15 protein-coding genes are annotated in these 16,601 nt (G+C 74.5%); 7 read left to right on the top strand and 8 right to left on the bottom strand.

Annotated features, from left to right (window positions below; genetic code table 11):
* Window positions 1-215: 215 nt before the first annotated feature.
* Together ACERUJ_RS08550 and ACERUJ_RS08545 are read left to right on the top strand one after the other, a co-directional pair.
* Window positions 216-1,100 carry a glycosyltransferase family 2 protein gene (locus ACERUJ_RS08550; protein ID WP_370248092.1) on the top strand — a complete coding sequence of 295 codons (885 nt, stop codon included), beginning with the start codon at window positions 216-218 and terminating at the stop codon, window positions 1,098-1,100.
* Window positions 1,101-1,130: 30 nt separating this feature from the next.
* A complete protein-coding gene (locus ACERUJ_RS08545; RefSeq protein WP_370248091.1) occupies window positions 1,131-2,339 on the top strand; it encodes an oligosaccharide flippase family protein in 1,209 nt (402 codons plus the stop codon).
* Window positions 2,340-2,385: 46 nt separating this feature from the next.
* On the opposite strand, the gene ACERUJ_RS08540 is transcribed toward ACERUJ_RS08545, so the two are convergent.
* The 3 genes from ACERUJ_RS08540 to gmd are packed head-to-tail and all read right to left on the bottom strand — an operon-like array spanning window position 2,386 to window position 5,524.
* Entirely contained in the window at window positions 2,386-3,465 is a 1,080-nt protein-coding gene (locus ACERUJ_RS08540) for a glycosyltransferase (RefSeq protein ID WP_370248090.1), read from the bottom strand.
* Window positions 3,466-3,506: 41 nt separating this feature from the next.
* On the bottom strand, window positions 3,507-4,481 hold the full coding sequence (locus ACERUJ_RS08535) for a GDP-L-fucose synthase family protein (protein ID WP_370248089.1): 975 nt from the start codon (window positions 4,479-4,481) through the stop codon (window positions 3,507-3,509).
* Entirely contained in the window at window positions 4,478-5,524 is a 1,047-nt protein-coding gene (gene gmd, locus ACERUJ_RS08530; RefSeq protein WP_370248088.1) for a GDP-mannose 4,6-dehydratase, read from the bottom strand. The genes ACERUJ_RS08535 and gmd overlap by 4 nt, the downstream gene beginning before the upstream one ends.
* 54 nt (window positions 5,525-5,578) lie before the next feature.
* On the opposite strand from gmd, the gene ACERUJ_RS08525 reads away from it, so the two are divergent.
* Genes ACERUJ_RS08525 through ACERUJ_RS08515 form a run of 3 tightly spaced genes read left to right on the top strand, consistent with a single transcriptional unit; the run spans window position 5,579 to window position 8,703 of the window.
* Window positions 5,579-6,607, top strand: coding sequence for a glycosyltransferase (locus ACERUJ_RS08525; RefSeq protein WP_370248087.1), 1,029 nt, complete (start codon window positions 5,579-5,581; stop codon window positions 6,605-6,607).
* A 9-nt stretch (window positions 6,608-6,616) separates the two neighbouring features.
* Entirely contained in the window at window positions 6,617-7,639 is a 1,023-nt protein-coding gene (locus tag ACERUJ_RS08520; RefSeq protein WP_370248086.1) for a hypothetical protein, read from the top strand.
* Entirely contained in the window at window positions 7,636-8,703 is a 1,068-nt protein-coding gene (locus tag ACERUJ_RS08515) for a hypothetical protein (protein WP_370248085.1), read from the top strand. Before ACERUJ_RS08520 ends, ACERUJ_RS08515 begins: the two co-directional genes overlap by 4 nt.
* On the opposite strand, the gene ACERUJ_RS08510 is transcribed toward ACERUJ_RS08515, so the two are convergent.
* Complete coding sequence (locus tag ACERUJ_RS08510) at window positions 8,700-10,181, bottom strand: hypothetical protein (protein WP_370248084.1); 1,482 nt, start codon at window positions 10,179-10,181, stop codon at window positions 8,700-8,702. The two genes, ACERUJ_RS08515 and ACERUJ_RS08510, sit on opposite strands and share 4 nt — an antisense overlap.
* 162 nt (window positions 10,182-10,343) lie before the next feature.
* On the opposite strand from ACERUJ_RS08510, the gene ACERUJ_RS08505 reads away from it, so the two are divergent.
* Window positions 10,344-11,306, top strand: coding sequence for a glycosyltransferase family 2 protein (locus tag ACERUJ_RS08505; RefSeq protein WP_370248083.1), 963 nt, complete (start codon window positions 10,344-10,346; stop codon window positions 11,304-11,306).
* 31 nt (window positions 11,307-11,337) lie between these two features.
* Window positions 11,338-13,005, top strand: a complete 1,668-nt coding sequence (locus ACERUJ_RS08500; protein ID WP_370248082.1) for an ATP-binding cassette domain-containing protein — start codon at window positions 11,338-11,340, stop codon at window positions 13,003-13,005.
* 8 nt (window positions 13,006-13,013) lie between these two features.
* Here ACERUJ_RS08500 and ACERUJ_RS08495 read toward each other — a convergent pair whose 3' ends face one another.
* The 4 genes from ACERUJ_RS08495 to ACERUJ_RS08480 all read right to left on the bottom strand — a co-directional run bounded on the left by ACERUJ_RS08495 (window position 13,014) and on the right by ACERUJ_RS08480 (window position 16,595).
* Complete coding sequence (locus tag ACERUJ_RS08495; protein ID WP_370248081.1) at window positions 13,014-13,928, bottom strand: glycosyltransferase family 25 protein; 915 nt, start codon at window positions 13,926-13,928, stop codon at window positions 13,014-13,016.
* Window positions 13,925-15,091 carry a glycosyltransferase gene (locus tag ACERUJ_RS08490; RefSeq protein ID WP_370248079.1) on the bottom strand — a complete coding sequence of 389 codons (1,167 nt, stop codon included), beginning with the start codon at window positions 15,089-15,091 and terminating at the stop codon, window positions 13,925-13,927. Before ACERUJ_RS08490 ends, ACERUJ_RS08495 begins: the two co-directional genes overlap by 4 nt.
* 29 nt (window positions 15,092-15,120) lie before the next feature.
* Complete coding sequence (locus ACERUJ_RS08485; protein ID WP_370248078.1) at window positions 15,121-16,353, bottom strand: hypothetical protein; 1,233 nt, start codon at window positions 16,351-16,353, stop codon at window positions 15,121-15,123.
* 107 nt (window positions 16,354-16,460) lie between these two features.
* Window positions 16,461-16,595, bottom strand: a complete 135-nt coding sequence (locus tag ACERUJ_RS08480) for a hypothetical protein (protein ID WP_372715303.1) — start codon at window positions 16,593-16,595, stop codon at window positions 16,461-16,463.
* Window positions 16,596-16,601: the final 6 nt, after the last annotated feature.

The raw sequence follows: 16,601 nt of genomic DNA, 5'->3' as shown, positions 1-16,601 counted from the left end.
TCCTAGCGGTTCGGCGCCGCAGCGGGAACCGTGGGGAGAGGGACGACAGCGATCTTGTCCCAACCTTCAGACTCACACACCCCCGACCGGCCGTTCCGCCGACCGGACCCGCGCGGACGGTTACAGTCGGCACCGTCCGGCCGCCGCGCAGGACCCGCGCGGACCCTCGGGCTCCGAGGGCGCGACGTGGGGTCCTGCGACCACGAGAGACCCCGATGTTCAGCTATGTGATCAACCACTTCTCCCCGCCGGGTGGGCCCGCACATCTGCGCCACAGCACCGCCCTCGCCGCCTCGCTGGCCGCCGCGATCGACCTCGTGGACCAGGTGGTGGTGGTCGACGGGTCCGCCGAGCCCGACGAGACCCTGCGCGAGACGCTGGGCGAGACGTTGGGCGGGAAGCTGGTCGCCTACGTCCACGACGGACGTCGGCTGTCCTTCGCCGAGGGGTACAACCGCGGGCTGGCGGCCGCCTCCGGCGCGTGGACCGTCCTGGCGGCCTCGGACGTGTATCCGCACCCGCAGGCCCTGCGCTCGGCCGCCCGGCTCGTGGAGCGCGTGGGAGCCGAGACGATCGGCTGCATCATCCCCCGCCTGACCTCCTCCGACCTGCCGCTGCAGGAGACGCGCAGCCACTTCCTCTCGCGCCCGGTGCGGGTGCCGCTGATGACGCTGAACCTGAACATGTTCCCGACCGCCTACCTGCGCGAGCTGGGCGGCATCCCGGAGCAGCCCGGGGGCAACTTCAACGACGTCCTGCTGGGCGCGCGCATCCACCGCAGCGGCCGCAGCATCTGGATGGTCCCGGACCGGGTCCCGCACTACGGGTCGCTCACCCTGGAGGCCGGCGGGTCCTCGGCGTCGGTCTCCCGCGATCGCGCGTTCATGGCCGAGCACCATCCCGACCTGGTGTCCGCTGAACGGTTCTGGGGGCTCAGCGTCCGGGCCCAGAGCGGAGGTCACCCCGGCCTCGCGCGGATGCTGCGCCTGGCGTCGGTGGCGCCCGCGGGCCGACGCGCCCGGGTGGACGCCCGTGTGCTCACCCTGCACACCGCGCTGCGCAGCCTCAGCCCGACCCGGTCCGGGGAGCCCCGTGGGTGACGGCAGGGCCGGGGCCCGATGACCGAGCCGATGACCCGGCCGTTGACCGGACCCCGCTCCTCGGCCGTCGTCCTGCTCGCGGCCACGGGGCTGGGCACCCAGGTGGTGACGGCGGTGCTGCTGGCCCTCACGGCGCGCCGGGTCGAGCCGGCCGAGTTCGGCCACGTCGCACTCGCCCTCTCCCTGGCGGCCAGCGCGGCCCTGCTCCTGGACTTCGGGACCTCGGCGTACTGGGTGCGCGAGGTGTCGGCGGGCACGATGACGCCGGCGCACGCCCTCGCCTCGGCCACGCGCAAGTGCGCGGTCGCGGGTGCCCTCGGCGTGCTCGCCGCCCTCGCGGGCCTCGGGTGGGGGGTCGACCTGCTCTGGTACGTCGGCCTGCTCGGGATCGCGACCGTCGTCTACCAGTCCTCGGTGATCCGGCTGCGCTGGCGCTCGCGGGTGGCGGCCCTCGCGATGGTCCAGGCGGCGGAGCGGGTGCTGGCGGCCGCGCTGTTCCTGGTGCTGGTGGTGCCCGTGGGCCTGGTCGCCTCCCACGCGTTCGTCCTGGCCGGCGTCGCCTCCCAGGTGTCGGTGGGGGCGGCGCTCCACCTGCGCTCGCTCGCGGCGGACGGACGACGCGACCTCGCGGTCCGCAACCCGTGGCGCGGCGCCACCGCCTTCGGCGGGATGGCGCTGGTCGGGTTCGCGCAGGGCAACGACATCGCGCTGCTCGGAGGCCTCGGCGGTGCCGCTGCGGCCGGCACGTACGGCGCCGTCAACCGGTGGATCCAGCCGATGGCGGTTCTCGCCGGCTCGGTCACCCAGTCGATGATCCCCTCCATCGCCGCCCAGGGGTCCGACGCGCAGGCGTGGCGTCTGGTGCGCCGCCGCTCGGGCCTGCTGCTCGCCGCCGCCGCGGTGGCGGTCGTCCTGATCCTCGGCGCCCCCTGGCTGGTGCCGGCGGCGCTGGGGGACGGCTACGCCGACTCGGTCGCGGTGCTGCAGGTCCTGGCGGCCGCCTCGATCCCGGCGATGCTGAACCAGTTCCTCGCCGGGGCGCTGCAGGCACGGCGGCACGAGCGCTTCGTGGTGCGGCTCTTCGCGGCGGTGATCGCCCTGGAGCTGCTGCTCATCGCGCTGCGCCCCGACGCGCTGTGGGCCGCGGGTGCCGTGCTCGTGACGCAGGTCGGCTTCGGTCTCGGCCTCGCGTGGCGGTGGCGCCGACTCGTGCGCGACGCGGCGGGCCGAGCGGACTGAGTGGGCTGAGCGGGCTGCGTCGGGCTGGGTCCGGCCCCGCCGAGGATCAGCGGGCCGCGTCGGCCAGCATCGCGACGATGCCCTCGCCCATGCGCTCGACCATCCCGGCCAGGTCCGGGTGGGCCCACTGCTGCCGCGGCCGCCGGGACGCCTCGCTCATCGCCGCGGCGAGCGAGGCCGGGTCGGGGTCGGCCGCGATCAGCGACGCGCCCGGCGTCAGGTAGGCGGCCTCGGGGGCGTGCCGCGCGGTCGACGTCGTCACGATCGGGCGGCCCATCGCCAGGGCCTCGACGGCGACCAGGCCGATCCGCCCGGGCACCACCAGGGCGCCGCAGGTGTCGGCGACGGCCGCCTTCACCGGTCCCTCGGCATAGCCGAGGAGGGACACCTGGCCCCGAGCGATCGCCGGCCGGAGTCGGGCGCCGTCGGGGCCCTCGCCCGCGACCAGCACGTGCAGGTCGCTGCCCTGCGACGCCAGGACCTCCAGCGCCGCGGCGAGGAGGTCGAGGCGCTTGGTGGCGTCGAGGGCCCCGAGGAACGCCACGAGCGGCCGGCCCTCCTGATGGGCCAGCGCCGCCGCCGCGGGCAGCGCCGCTCGCGGGCCGTCGAGGTAGGAGACGTCGACGCTGTTCATGACGGTCGTGATCGCACGCGCCCCCGCACGGCGGGCCAGCGCGGCGCCGTCCTCGGTGTAGGCGAAGACGCGGTCGGCGCGGCGCATCATCCAGCGCTCGAGCGCGAGGTCCGTCGGGTGGGGGCGTGCGACGTAGGACCCGACGTGGCCCCACAGGCCGCGCGCGACCCGGCGTCGGGTCAGGGCGCGCCAGCTGTCGAGTGAGGTGGCCTGCAGTCCGGTGATCACGGCGTCGCCCGGCCTCACCCCGCGTGCCGAGCTCAGGTGGACCGTGCGGCCCGCCACCCGCACGCGGCGCGCGGGGACGGGTTCGGACCAGGACGCCGGAGCCGCGCGGTCGCCGCGGCTGTGGGCGAGCGGGGGATCGGGGAAGCGGACCCGCAACCGCACGCCCTGCGCCCGGAGGTGCTGGGCCAGGCCCTCGAAGAACGGACGACGGTAGACCGGCACGTAGGGCTGGTAGATCCAGACGGTGGGGCAGGGGGTCGTCATCGCCTCGACACTTTATGTCCAGGCTCGCGGTCCGTCACCGGTCAGGTGCGCAGGTCCTCGTGGTGGGCGCGGTACCAGGCCAGGGTCGAGGCGAGGCCCTCCCGCAGTCCGATCCGCGCCTCCCACCCGGCGCGACGCAGCAGCGAGACGTCCATCAGCTTCTGCGGGGTGCCGTCGGGCTTGGTGGTGTCCCAGCGGGTCTCCCCGGTGAAGCCGACCAGCTCGGCGATGGTCTCGGCGATCTCCTTGATCGTCACGTCGGTCCCGGTGCCGACGTTGACCTGGCTCGGGCCGTCGTAGTGCTCGAGGAGGAACAGGCAGGCGGCGGCCATGTCGTCGACGTGGAGGAACTCCCGACGCGGCGACCCGGTGCCCCAGTTCACGACCTCGCGCGCCCCGGTGGCCACGGCCTCGTCGTAGCGGCGCAGCAGCGCCGGCAGGACGTGGGAGCCGGTGGGGGAGAAGTTGTCGCCGGGGCCGTAGAGGTTGGTCGGCATCGCCGAGATCCACGGCAGCCCGTGCTGGCGCCGCACCGCCTGGACGCCCAGGATGCCGGCGATCTTGGCGATGGCGTAGGCGTCGTTGGTGGGCTCCAGCGGCCCGGTGAGCAGGTACTCCTCCTTCAGCGGCTGCGGCGCCAGGCGCGGGTAGATGCAGGAGGAGCCGAGGAACAGCAGCCGCTCGACGCCGTGCTCCAGCGCCGCGTCCATGACGTTGGTCTGGATCTGCAGGTTCACCGAGAGGAAGTCGGCGGGGTAGGTGTCGTTGGCGAGGATGCCGCCCACCTTCGCGGCGGCGAGCACGAGGTAGCGCGGCCGGATCGTGGCCAGGGCGTCGAAGACGCGCGCGCGGTCGGTGAGGTCGAGCTCGCTGCTGCTGTGGCCGTGCAGGTCGGTGAAGCCGGAGGCCTCGAGGGTGCGGCGGATCGCGGAGCCCACCAGGCCCCGGTGCCCGGCCACGTAGAACGGCGCGTCCCGGTCCAGCGGACGCGGCGCGAAGGCGGCGTCCTCGCTCACGGCCGGCCCCAGGAGGGGAGGTGCACCCGGTCGATCCAGCCCCCGCCCGCGTGCTCCAGGGCGGCGATGTCGGCGTCCACCATCAGCCGCGCCAGGGCCCGGCCGTCGACGGTGGCCGTCCAGCCGAGCTTGTCGGCGGCCTTGCTGGGGTCGCCGATGAGCGCGTCGACCTCGCTGGGGCGCAGGTAGCGCTCGTCGAAGCGCACGTGCTCCTCCCAGTCCAGGCCGGCGTGGCCGAAGCTGATCTCGAGGAACTCGCGCACGGTGATGCCCAGGCCGGTGGCGAGCACGAAGTCCTCGGGCTCGTCGGCCTGCAGCATCCGCCACATGCCCTCGACGTACTCCGCGGCGTAGCCCCAGTCGCGCACGGCGTCGAGGTTGCCCATGTAGAGGTGCTGCTGCGTCCCGGCGGCGATCGCGGCCACCGCGCGGGTGATCTTGCGGGTCACGAAGGTCTCGCCGCGCCGCGGCGACTCGTGGTTGAACAGGATCCCGTTCACCGCGAACATGCCGTAGGCCTCGCGGTAGTTGCGAGTGATCCAGTAGCTGTAGAGCTTCGCCGCCGCGTAGGGCGAGCGGGGGTGGAACGGCGTCGTCTCGCTCTGGGGCGGCGGCATCGCGCCGTACAGCTCCGAGGACGACGCCTGGTAGAAGCGGGTGTCGATGCCCGCCAGGCGCACCGCCTCGAGCATCCGGACGGTGCCGGTGCCGGTGGTGTCGGCGGTGTGCTCGGGCTCGTCGAAGGAGACCCGCACGTGCGACTGCGCCGCGAGGTTGTAGACCTCGTCGGGCCGGATCTCGGAGAGCAGCGTGACCAGCCGGGCGCCGTCGCTGAGGTCGCCGTAGTGCAGGAACAGCCGCGCGTCGGGCTCGTGCGGGTCGACGTAGAGGTGGTCGATGCGGTGGGTGTTGAACGTCGAGGCGCGCCGGATCAGGCCGTGCACCTCGTAGCCCTTGGCCAGCAGCAGTTCGGCGAGGTAGGAGCCGTCCTGCCCGGTGATGCCGGTGATGAGTGCGCGCTTGAGTCTGTCGGGGGACGCCACGGGGCCACCTTCTCATGCACGAGCGGGGTCGGCGTGGCCTAGGCTGCGGCCACGATGACGGATCGAGGGGCGCCGCTGCTGACGGTCGTCCTGCCGAGCCGTGATCTGGTGGGCGACGCCGCCGCGTCGCTGATCGCGCGGTGCCACGCTCTGGTCGCCTCCGGCCTCGACGTCGAGCTCCTCGTGGTCGACGACCGGTCGCCGGTGGCGCGGGAGGGCGCCGAGGCGGAGCCGTTCCGCGCCTGGATCCGCGAGACCGCGGCCGCCGGCTCGCGCGTGCGTCTGGTCGTCGGGGACGGCGTCGGGGTGGCGGCCGCGCGCAACCGGGGCGCGGGGGCGGCACGCGGTCGCTACCTCTGGTTCGTGGACGACGACGACGACTGGGGTCCCGACGGCGCTGCCACCCTCCTCGACGCCGCCCTCGCCCACGACGCCGACGTCGTCATGGCCGACGCGGTCCTCGTGCGCCACGGGCGGGTCGGGCGGGCGCAGGTCGTCGCGGACGGGCGCGGCGCGGGCGAGGCGAGCGGCGCACGGGTGGTCGAGGACCTGGTGGCGGGGCGGGTGAGCGGGCACCTCTGGAACAAGCTGCTGCGCCGCGACCTGGTGGTGGCCGCCGGGTTCCCCGACCTGCTGCGCCACTCCGACCTCGCGGGACTGCTCCGGCTGCTCCCGGCCGCCGGACGGGTCGTGCGGGTGCCGACCCCGGTCTACACCTACCGCGTGCGTGACGGATCGCTGCTGACCGGCGACCGGATGCGCTGGCGCGACCTGCCCGACTGTCTGGACCTGGCCCGCGAGGTCGGCCCGGCGCCGGCGGTGGAGGTCTTCGCCGTGGTCAAGGTCGCCGTGCCGCTGTTCCAGGACGTCGCGCGCCGGGGCACGAGCCTGCCGCCGTCCGAGGCCGCGGAGGCCCGGGCGTGGGTGCGGGCCGCACTCACGCCGCGGCGGATCGTCGCCACCCTGCGGTCGGGGCGGCCCGTCGCCGCCCTCGGTGCCCTCGTGATGCGGGCGGCGCCGCGCGTCTACGCCGGGGTCTACCGGCGTCGGCGGGCCGGGTCGGTGCGGCCCGGCCGCGGGTAGGATCACGCCGTGCGGGGTGGGAGCGGTCGGGAGGCGGACCCCACCGCACCGGTCGTGGCGATCGCCTTCACCCCGGCCTCGCGCAGCGATGCGCTGAACCTGCGGGGCCGCAGCGCCGACACGGCGTCGAGCTACTACCGCTCGATCGCGGTCGCCTTCACCACCCATCAGCGGTTCTCCTCCGCCCGGCTCCAGCTCGTCACGACCGTCGAGCCGCCGAGCCCGTGGCGGGAGGTCTTCGCCGACCTCGGGGTCGAGATCGTCCTGGTGCCCTTCGCGCACAGTCCGCAGCCGCGGTTCGCCCCGGCCTGGAACGCCTCGCTCTACACCCTCGACGCGCTGGACCACTACCGCAGCTCCCCGGCCCGCGCGGTCCTGCTGCTGGATCCGGACGCCCTGGCCGTCGGCGACCTCGGGGGACTCCTGGCCGAGGCCGAGCAGGAGGTGCTGGTCTACCGGCTGCCGCTCATCCCCGACCGCACGAGCAACGGACTGTCGCCGCGCCAGGCCGGACTCATCCACGCCGAGCTCGATCCCCGCTTTCAGGGCCCGGTAGCCCAGGTCGGGGGCGAGTTCCTGGGGTTCGCACCGGCCTCGCTGCAGGAGTGGTGGCCGCGGGTCGAGCTCGCCTACGCGGACTCGGTCGCGCGCACCGCCGCCGGTCGTCTGCCGCGGATGTCCACCGAGGAGCACCTGCTGACCTTCGCGCTGCGCGACGTCGCGACCCGTGACTGCGCCGATCGCGTGCAGCGCATCTGGACCGCGCCCCGCTACCGGTCGCACGACCATGTGTCCGACGACGTCGTGGTGTGGCACCTGCCCGCCGAGAAGGACCGCGGCATCGCCCGGATCGCCCGCTGGATCCTGCCGGGAACGGGCCGGCACGCCGGCGGGTCGGGCCTCGACGACGCCGCGCTGCGGTGCCGGCTCGCCCGCGAGCTCGGCGTCGGTCCCCGCGCTCCGGGGCGGTGGGCCTACGACACGTTCGCCCGGGCCGTCCGCCGGCTGCAAGCCCGTCGGTCGGTGCGATGAGCCGTCGGGTCGTCGTCGAGCTCGAGGGCACGGGGCACCGGCTCTCCTACGTGCGACTGCTGCTGGAAGAGTCCCTCGCCCGGGGCCACGAGACGGTGCTGGTGCTGCCCCCGGCGTGGGCGACGCTGCCGGAGGCCGGTCCGCTGGTGCGGGACCTCGCCCGGCTGCCCGGCGAGCCCCGGGTCACCGTCGTCACGGCGTCCGACCTGCGGCACCTGGACGAGGAGCCGTTCCTCGCCGGGGACGCCGGGGCGGACCGGCTCGTGGTGATCCCCGACGCCGACCGCCATCTCTCCGGTCGGGGCCTGTGGCGGCTGGCGCGTCGTCATCGGCTGAGCCTGCTGCTGATGCGGGGCCGGCCCGAGGGTGCCCGGCCCCGGGACCGGGCGCGGTTCCTGGTCAAGCGGGTGCTCGCCGGCGTGCTGCGCGCCCGGGGCCATCGCGTGGTGGTGCTCGCCAGCTTCCTCGCCCCGGCCGCGCCGGGTCGGGTCGCCGACCCGGTGGTGCTCCACGACGACCCCGACACCCGGGCGCAGCTGGCCGGGGAGCTCGCCCTCGACGCGGAGCGGCGGTGGCTCGGGGTGTTCGGTGCCCTGGACCGACGCAAGAACCTCGAGACCGTCGTGGCCGCGCTCACCGCCGGTGCGCTGGATCCCGACCGGCACGGTCTGGTGCTGCTCGGTCAGGTCCGCCCCGAGTACGCCGGGACGCTCGAGGGGCTGGTGACGCGCCTGGACCGGCACGGCGTGGCGGTGCGGAGCGTGCCGGGGTTCACCTCCCCCGAGCGCCTCGACGCCGCGATCGCCCTCGTCGACGCCGTCGTGGTGGCCTACTCCAACGCGGGCCCCAGCGGGATCGCGGCGCGGGCGGCGGCGCTCGGGACCCGGGTGCTCGCGGCGGGGTCCCCGACGCTGCGGGAGGACGCGGAGCGCGTCCCCGACCACGTGCGGTGGGACGAGTTGACCCCCGAGGGCCTGGTCCGGCTGGTGCAGGACACCGCCGGGCTGCCGCGCCCGGTCCCGCTGCCCTCGGGCTCGACCGCCTTCGGTGACGCCCTGCTCTAGCGCGTCCCCGTCGGTCCGCGGCGGACCTCGCGGCGTCGCCGCACCGAGGTCCCGTCGGTCTCCGGAGCCGGGCGCCGCGCCGTCACCCACGTCATCACCGCCAGCAGGGCCGCGGCGGCACCGACCGCCTGCAGCAGCGACCCGCGCAGCACGATGATCCCGTAGAACGGCAGGATCGCCCCCTGCAGCGAGGTGAAGGTCGCGGCCGAGGAGCCGAGCGCGATGTAGCGGTCGTCGGCGCGGCGCACGGCGTAGCCCAGCGCCAGGAGCGCGGCGCAGACCCCGAGGGTGCCGAAGTTGATGTACGCCTCGGCCCAGACCGGCGCCGAGAGGTTGGTGAAGCGGTAGCCGCGGAACTCCCCGACCAGCACGCCGGTGTCCACCGGCTTGCTCGCCCAGACCGACCGCGGCACCCAGAAGAACACCACGCCGAGCAGCTGGTTGCCCGCCGTGACGCCCTGGGCGGTCACGTAGGTGATGGTGTTGGCGAGCTGGGCGAAGGAGTCGAAGTCGCCGCTGGTGCGCAGGGAGTCGAACTCGGGTGCGCGCAGGGTCAGTCCGGTGGCCTCCCGCCGGAACACGTCGGCCAGCGGGAAGACCAGGACGAAGGCCCCCACGATGGTGGGCACGAACGCGCGCACCCGCGCCGGCGTGTCAGCGGCCCCGAGCAGGACGATGGTGCTGATCACGACCGTGCCGAAGGAGATGCGGGCGCTGCTGGAGATGTTGACCATGAACGCCAGCAGCGCGGCGGTCAGGATCAGGTGCGGGGTGAAGGGCACCTGCCCGCCTGCGGCCCGCACCGCGCGGCGGTGGCGCACGAGCGCGTGGAGGGTGACCAACGGGAGGGCGAGCGCCAGTCCGTTCGCCAGTGCCGCGATCGTGGGGTTCCCCCACGCGGCCGTGGTGGCGAGGGAGAGGCGGTCGCGCGATCCGAGGTAGTTCGAGGGCCCGACTCTGAGGATGATGAGCACACAGCCCACGAGCGCGAGCGGGACGACGCGGCGCAGCCGGTCGCCGTCGAGGATGCGGGAGGACCCGGCGACCCGCACGGCGGTGCCCCCGGTGCGGCGGGTCGAGCGGGCGGCGGCGAGTCGACGGCCCAGCTCGATGAACACGATGCTGACCGCAATCAACCGCGCGGCGGTGAGCACCGCGGCCGGGACGAGGCCGGGCGTGGTGTCCGGCTCGGTCAGGGTGCGCACCTGGAGGTTGCCGGCCAGCCCGAAGAAGACGTAGACGAACATCAGCAGTGCGAGCCAGTAGAGCTGCGCGGTGCCGCGTGCTGCGAGCACCGAGAGGCGCAGTGCCGCCCACACCAGCACCAGGGTCAGCAGGGTCGAGGCCTCGCTGCCGACGCCCTGGGCGAGGACGACCGTCGGGACGATCACCCCGAGGACACCGAACGAGCCCAGGCCCACGATGGCGCCCGGACGCCAGTCGGCGCGACCGACGCTGGCCGGCGCAGGGATCGTCACCGGCCCATCCTAGGAGTCGGGCATCGCGGTGTCCTGAGCACCGTGGCACCCGACCGACCACGGGGGCGCGACCAGCGCCCCGGCCCCGCTCTCGGCCCTGGCCCTGGCCCGGGGGCCTAGACTCCAAGAACCGGAGGGGATCGCAGGCGAGGAGGGTCGCGGGTGCCGCGTGGAGGGATCGTGGCCTCGCTCGTCGTCGCCACCCGCGGTCGCGAGTCCCTGTTGGCGCGGCTGCTGGAATCGATCTCGCACCTCGACCCGAGCGCGATCCAGGTCGTCGTCGTCGACCAGAACCTCGACGACCGGGTGACCCGCCTCCTCGCCGCCGGCGGCATCGAGGTGCTCCACGTGCGCGTGCCCTGGGCCAATGCGAGCCGAGCTCGCAACCTGGGCGCCGCGCTCGCGCGCGGGCGGTGGATCGCCTTCCCCGACGACGACTGCTGGGCTCGCAGCGACACCCTGCCCGGCCTGCTCGCTGCGATCGGGTACGCCGAGCAGGTGGGGGCGACGGTGGTGACCGGTCCGATCCGGGACGAGCACGGTGAACCCCACATGCGGCGGTGGGCGGCGACCTCGCGGAGCCTGACCGTGGCGGACATCCGTGAGTGCGCAATCGAGGCGACGACGGTGGTCCGGCGGGAGGAGTTCCTGGCCGTCGGCGGTTTCGATCCGCGGTTCGGTCCCGGTGCGCGCTTCCACGCTGCGGAGGGCGATGAGCTGCTCGTCCGACTCGACCGCGCGCAGCAGGGGTGGTCGGGCTGGTACGACACCGGCTTCTCCTTCGGGCATCCGCGACGCGTCGCGGGCACCGATCGCGCCTCGGTCCGACGGACCTTCCGGTACGCCATCGGAGCGGGAGCCGCGTGGGGCAGGCATCCGCGGTCCGCTCTCGCGGGCTCCACGGGTTACGCGATCGTCGAATCACTCGGTGCCCTGCTGCTGCGTCGGCCGAGGCCGTGGCTGGTCGCCGACCGTCTCGCCCGGGCCGCGGGGATCCTCGTGGGCGCGGTCCTCGGCGTCTTCACGTTCCACCGGCCGCGCGAACGGCAGGAGCGTCGGCGTCTGCAGCACCTCCTCCACGAGGACCTGCGCGAGGCCCGTGTCCGTGAGTGGCAGCGGGAGTGACGTGAACACGTCGGCAGGTTCGCCGCGTCGGATGGGCGCGCTGCTGCGCTACTTCCTCGCACCCGCGGAGCGCCGCCTCTACCGAGCCGCGTTGGCCTGGGGGGTCGCCGCCGCGTCGGCCAGCGCGCTGATGGCGGCGCTGACCGTCCCCATCATCGGGTGCGTGGAAGGGCGCTGCCCCGCCGCCCTGGGCGGTGCGAGCGGCGACGCCGCCGTCCTCACCGCCGCGGCCCTAGGGCTGGCCGTGGTGCTCGGGCGTCTCGCGGTCCTCGCGCGCGCCTCCTGGACCCTGACCCGGTTCCACCAGGCCGCCCAACGCCGCACGACGGTGCGGTTGCTGGAGGTCTACCTGCACCTGCCGTGGCGCCAGTTCCTCCAGCACAATCAGTCCCACTACCTGCAGCGAGCGCTGACGACCGCCACCGACGCCGCCTACTCGGCGAACCTGTGGATCGGGCTGGTGAGCTCCAGCGTCACGGTCGCGCTCCTCTCCGTGGTCGTCCTGGTCACCGCCGAGCCGCTCGTCCTGGTCGGGTTGGCCGGACTGGCGGCGACCGGAGGCGCACTCACCGCCTGGGTGAACCGCCGGATGCGATCGGCCTCGGAGGAGCGGGAGGAAGCCGTCCGCAGTTCGACGATGGTGCTCACCGAGTCGCTGACCTCGTTCAAGGAGATCCGTTCCTACGGGCAGGAGCGGCTCTTCATCGACCGGGCCGATCGTGATCTGGGCGTCCTCGCGCGCGCGAACCGGCGGCTCACCTTCCTGCCCGACCTTCCCCGGCTGCTGTTCGACGCCCTCGGCGTCGTCGTCGTGCTGCTGCTCGCCGCAGCATGGGTGCTCGTCGGGCGCGACCTCGGTGATCTGCTGCCCACCCTGATCTTCCTGGCGGTCGTCGCGCGCAGCCTGCAGCCGGCGCTCGTGGGGATGTTGTCCACCCGAGCCTCGCTCTCGGGCGCGATCATCAACGTCGAGCTGGTGCTCGCGGAGTTCGCACGCGCGGACCTCGCGCAGCCCGAGGTCCGTCTCCCGGTGCGGACCGGGGAGGCCCCCGCGCTGGTGCTCGACGGCGTCTCGTTCCGTTTCGGGGAGGACGGACCGCTGCTGCTCGACGGGGTGGACCAGCGGATGCCGCTGCCCGCGTGGGTGGCCATCGTCGGTGCGTCCGGCTCCGGCAAGTCGACCCTGCTCGAGCTCGTGTGCGGGCTCGGGCACCCCGACGTCGGCCGCGTGCAGCTGTGCTGGCCGACCGACGCGGGGGCCGGTGGGCCGGTGATCTGCTACGTCCCGCAGCAGGTGGCCCTCCTCGACGGCTCGCTCGCCGAGAACGTGGTGTTCGGTGCCGGGGAGCCCGACGAGACCCGACTCGCCGAGGTCCTCGCCGTCGTCGCCCTCGACGATGTCGTCGCGCGTCTGCCCGAGGGACTGCGAACTCGCCTCGGACCGAACGGGACCTCGCTCTCCGGCGGGCAGCGCCAGCGCGTCGCCCTGGCCCGTGCGCTGTACCGCGGCCCCGATCTGCTGCTGCTCGACGAGGCGACCTCGGGGCTGGACGAGACGACCGAACGGCGGGTCCTGGCCGGCATCCGTGAGGCCTGTCCCGCGACCTCGGTGCTGATCGTCACGCACCGCCCCGGGATGCTCGACCTGGCCGACACCGTGCTGTCGCTGGACTCCGGCCGCCTGACCCGTCAGGTCTGACCGTCGGGTCAGGACCGGTGCCCGCCTCCCCGTCGCCACGGCACGAGCGGAGGGGGCGAGGTCGTGGGTCGGGTCGAGGTCGCCGACCAGCCCGAACCGAGCCGACGCCGCACGACGGTCCGGTCCCACTCCAGCGTGCGGTAGGCCGTGAACGACATCCGGCGCCGATACCACGGCCACAGCAGCCCGGTCACGAGCAGGAGCCTGCGCAGCGGGCGGCTCCAGCGCGGCCAGCTGTCACCGGGACGATCGCCGATCGTGGAGGCCACTTCGCGCGGTCGGACGAGAGGCGGGTCGGCCACGAGGAACCGCATCCTCCCCGCGACCCGAGGGGGCCAGTCCGAGGGCCCGATGAGGGGGAGCGTCGCGCCGACGAGGAGCTCCGCGGCCGCACGGTTGAGCACGTAGCCCAGCGCGCAGTCCGGCGGCACGACGGTGGCCCACACCGTCGCGTGACCCAGGGCGGCCACCGGCTCGGGGACGACGATCGCGCCCCGGGCGTAGAGCAGCACCACCGTCGGCTCGTCGTCGGGGACCCTGGTCCGGCACCACCCCACGAGGGTCGTGAGGTCCTCCACCTGCGGTGGCGTCACGTCGTCCTCCAGCACCACCGACCAGTCCTCCCCGCGAACCGCCGCCTCGCGCTGGGCCCGCAGGTGGGCCAGCGCACACCCCACCTCGCCGTCGGTGAGGGTCCGTCGCACCACGAGCCGGCAGCCGCGGACGTCGACCCAGTCGGCCGGTGGTCGGCCGTCGAACCGGACGGCGGGGTCGAGCAGGTCCACACCCTCGACCCGGCTCACCCGCAGACCGGCTCGCTGCAGGTGGGCGCAGACCTCGGCGCCCCGCCAGGACCGGCGGAGTCCGAGGACGCGCACCGTGAACGGCGCGGCGGTCGGTCCCGCCTGCTGCTCACCCGTCACGTCGTACCTCGGGCTCGGCGTCGCCCGGGGGGGCGCAGCCATGCCGGCTGCAGGGCAGCGCGGGCGATGCGGGCACGACGCTCCAGATCCCCCACGTCCTGCGCCTGCAGCCGGCGGAGGGCGGTCACAGCGTCGGTGGTGCTCCTGACCAGTCCGCAGTGCTCGGCCACCGTGGCGGGCAGCCCGCGGAACGCCTCGGGCGACCCGAGCACCGGCACGCCGTGACCGAGGGCCTCGACGGTCTTGATCTTCGTCCCGCCGCCCGCCCGGAGCGGGATGATCACGACATCGGCCTCCCGGTACAGCGGCGCGAGTTCGGGGGCGTCGGCCACCAGCCGGACGTCGGGCAGCACCTCCAGCCGCCTCCGGAGCGCCGCCGGGGGCGCGAGACCGGCGATCACGAGCCGACCGCGCAGGCCCGCGCGGTGCAGCGCCGCGCGCATCGGCCCCACCAACCAGCGCACCGCCTCCTCGTTGGGGGGGTAGTCGAGCGTGCCGACGAACAGGATCGTCGGTGTCGCCGGGACCGCGCGAGCCGGCCGTGGTGTCAGGGGTCCGATCCGGTTCGGGCGGACGTCGACCGGCCGCGCCCCGCCGCGCCGCGGGCGCAGCCGGGGTCGGTCGGTCGCGGAGGCGAGGTGGAGGCGGTCGTAGTGTCCTCGCAGCCGTCGTTCCACGCCCACGTACTGGAGCGCGGTGAGCCCGCAGACCAGCGCCTCGCGGTAGCGCCCGAGCCGCCACAGGCTCCCGGCCACGCTGCGCAGCGTCGTCGACTCGCGATCGTCCAGGTCGAGCTCGCGCACCGAGTCGGACGTCCCCAGGTGCCGGGCCACCTCGTGGACGTGCGACCGGAACGTCACGACACGGGAGGCGGGCACATCGGCGAGCCGCAGGTCGGGGTCGGGCAGATGCCAGGCGGCGGTGTACTCCGGGCGCCACCAGGCGAGGACGGGCAGCAGGCGCGCGAGCCGTCGCACGCCGGGGCGGGCCTGGCGGGTGGGCAGCTCCACCACGTCGGCGATGGCCTCGATCGGACGACGGTCGGTGGGATCGTCCCCGACGATGCCGACGACGACCTCGTGGTCCTCGGCCAGTTCGCGGGCCCAGTCCCATGCGCGCATCCGGGGGCCGCCGGCGGCGGGGTGGGGGACGAAGGCGGTCACCAGCAACGCCCGGGGGCGGTGGCCGGGGCTCAAGAGGGTCCTCCCCGAGGATCGTCGTCCCCGCTCAGGGCGGCCTCGAGCCGGGCCTGCACGGCGACCGGCCCGAACCGCTCCCGGAGCCGTACGGCGAGCGTCTCGGCACGGGTCCGCGCCGCTGAGGGGTCGGCGTGGATCTCCCGGAGCAGCGCGGCGGCATGGTCGACATCGGGCTCGGCCCACCGGTCACCGGCACGGTAGGGGATGGCCCAGCCGGGCTCGTGGGCGCGGACGGGAGTGCTCCGCACCCGCCAGGCGAGGTCGGGGTCGAGGTAGTCGACCTGCCCCGAGGCCGCCGTCATGACGAGCGGACGACCCCGCAGGGCCGCCTCGAAGGCGCCGAGTCCCCAGCCCTCGCTGCGGGGGAGCGCCAGGTGGACGTCGCCGAGATCGTGGAGTGCGGCGATCTCACCGTCGCTCAGGTCCGTCGCTCCGATCACCTGCACGGTCGGCGCACGTCGGGACCGCAGGAGCCGCGCGACGCTCGCCTGGGCGGTCGGGTGATGGCGGGTCGGAGCCGGTCGCCAGCGGTACCACCCGAGCGGGAGCCCGTAGCGCCAGCGCGTGACGTCGGTCGGAGTGGTCTTGAGCAGCAGCAGGGCCTCGCGGTCCCCCGCGAAGGCGCGGGCGAAGGCGCGCACCACGGCGTCGGTGCCCTTGCGGCGGGTGAAGGTGCCGATCGAGTAGTGGACGACGGCGCCCGCCTCGATCCGGGCGCGGATCTCGCGAGGGAGCCGGTGCCGCAGCCGCTCGTGATCCTGCGGTGAGGCGATCGTCGAGGGCGGGAGGTGCGGCACCACGTGCACCGGCACGCGGACGCCCTGCGCCGTGAACGTCTCGGCGTTCCACGTGCAGGGCACCATGACGGCGTCGAGCCGGTTGAGGATGTCCGCCCAGCCGTCCGGCAGGAGGGAGGTCTCCCAGGTGACGTAGCCGACGACGCGGCGCCCGGCGCGCCGCTCCTGCTCGATCAGGGGCGCGAGGTGGTCGGGGAAGAGGTGGAGAACCGTCACCCGGGCTCCGTCGTCGGGGGTGGCGAGTGCGCGGAGGAGTACCGGATCGTCGGTCGGGACGTGCCCCGGCATGACCGAGCGCCAGTCGTCGGGTCGGTCCAGGTGGGGGGCCCAGGTCACGCGGTGGCCCGCGGAGTCCAGCAGTCGCACGTACTCGCGACCAGCGATCCCGTACCCCTCGTGATCGCCGCGGCCGACCCACCTGACGTGCATGCGATCCAGTCTCTCAGGGCCGGCGTCGTGGTGGGCCGGGCTGTCCTGGAACGACGACGCCCGGCATCCCTGGGGGGTGCCGGGCGTCCTCGTGGTGCCGCGGTGGTTCAGGCGTTGATCATGCCGGCGCCGACGGTGATGCCGGTGGCTTCGTCGATGAGGATGAAGGAGCCGGTGGTGCGGTTGCGGGAGTAGGGGTCGGTGAGGAGGGGGACGGTGGTGCGGAGCTGGATGCGGCCGATCTCGTT

Origin of the sequence: Nocardioides sp., assembly GCF_964228225.1 — a bacterium.
GTDB lineage: Bacteria > Actinomycetota > Actinomycetes > Propionibacteriales > Nocardioidaceae > Nocardioides.
Note: the sequence above shows the minus strand (reverse complement) of the source record. Positions and strands in the feature narration are given on the sequence as shown.

Excerpts from the sequence above, each read along its gene's own strand:
- ACERUJ_RS08550 (WP_370248092.1), top strand. The coding sequence starts at position 216 with ATGTTCAGCTATGTGATCAACCACTTCTCCCCGCCGGGTGGGCCCGCA.
- ACERUJ_RS08545 (WP_370248091.1), top strand. The coding sequence starts at position 1,131 with ATGACCCGGCCGTTGACCGGACCCCGCTCCTCGGCCGTCGTCCTGCTC.
- ACERUJ_RS08540 (WP_370248090.1), bottom strand. The coding sequence starts at position 3,465 with ATGACGACCCCCTGCCCCACCGTCTGGATCTACCAGCCCTACGTGCCG.
- ACERUJ_RS08525 (WP_370248087.1), top strand. The coding sequence starts at position 5,579 with ATGACGGATCGAGGGGCGCCGCTGCTGACGGTCGTCCTGCCGAGCCGT.
- ACERUJ_RS08515 (WP_370248085.1), top strand. The coding sequence starts at position 7,636 with ATGAGCCGTCGGGTCGTCGTCGAGCTCGAGGGCACGGGGCACCGGCTC.
- ACERUJ_RS08500 (WP_370248082.1), top strand. The coding sequence starts at position 11,338 with ATGGGCGCGCTGCTGCGCTACTTCCTCGCACCCGCGGAGCGCCGCCTC.
- ACERUJ_RS08485 (WP_370248078.1), bottom strand. The coding sequence starts at position 16,353 with ATGCACGTCAGGTGGGTCGGCCGCGGCGATCACGAGGGGTACGGGATC.